Source organism: Synechococcus lacustris str. Tous (assembly GCF_003011125.1).
Classification (GTDB): domain Bacteria; phylum Cyanobacteriota; class Cyanobacteriia; order PCC-6307; family Cyanobiaceae; genus Synechococcus_D; species Synechococcus_D lacustris.
In genome coordinates, this window is record NZ_PXVC01000254.1 from 1 (window position 1) to 818 (window position 818).

Genomic DNA, 818 nt, shown 5'->3' on the forward strand with positions numbered 1-818 from the left:
CGCCGGCAGCAGGTGGCACGTGGAACACCGTTCCGTAGGCGTCGTCCACAACCACTTCCTTGCCAGGAGGGCGCAGCCGGCCGGCGTCAGCCGGATCATCCAGCGTGTCCTGGCTCACCAGCCGGTGGAGATCCAGCACCAGCTGCGGGGTCAATGGCTGATCCTTGAGCTCCCGGATGCGCTTCATTGTCCGGTAGTGTTGAGGATCATCTGCTCGGAGCGATCCCGGGGCGCACGGCGGCTGCGGATCATGGCCTTGGCCACATCCCGCGTCGTCGCCGCACCCTCCATCTGGGAGGAGGTGATCGCCTCCTCCATCAGCGAGCTCAGCAGGTAGCGATCTCGAGTGGAGGAAGTGGTGACGGCTTCCGGGGCCATCACGCTGGCGCCGGCCTTCATGTCGATCTCATGAAGGCCCTTGAGCAGCATCGGCGGTTGGCAGAGCCAGAAGGGACCGCCGTCGCTGCTCAGCAGAGGCAACGGAATGCTTGTGCCCCGGCGAGCAAGCTTCTCGGCGAGCCACCACTGCTCATGACTGAGCCCTTGCGGCGGCGGACGATGACGCAATTCATCCCAGTGGAGATAGCGATCCCCTGGCGTGGCCACTGCCAGTTGGGCAAGCACGGCCATGGCCTCCTGCAGCCCGCCGCCTTGGGCGAGCAATTCCTCCATCGGCGGAGGCCTGCGGGGCAGACGGGTTGGCAACTCCCAATAAACTCCTAACTTCACCCAAATTAGGAGATGGCTAGAAGTTGTGACCGTGCCTCGCTGAATTCAGCAGGGCGCCAGTACTCGGGCCTAATCAGCCCCTCTGCAAC

At 64.2% G+C, this 818-nt stretch carries 1 protein-coding gene and 1 pseudogene; both read right to left on the bottom strand.

What is annotated here, in order from left to right; translation table 11 throughout:
• Nucleotides 1-187, bottom strand: a pseudogene (locus C7K08_RS14720) (Fic family protein); the annotation flags it as partial.
• Nucleotides 184-672: a Fic family protein gene (locus C7K08_RS14725; protein WP_106501199.1), complete on the bottom strand. Its 489-nt coding sequence runs from the start codon at nt 670-672 to the stop codon at nt 184-186. The gene C7K08_RS14725 and the pseudogene C7K08_RS14720, both read right to left, overlap by 4 nt.
• Nucleotides 673-818: the final 146 nt, after the last annotated feature.

Bases quoted from the DNA above. Each gene is read 5' to 3' on its own strand.
- C7K08_RS14725 (WP_106501199.1), bottom strand. From the start codon at position 672: ATGGAGGAATTGCTCGCCCAAGGCGGCGGGCTGCAGGAGGCCATGGCC.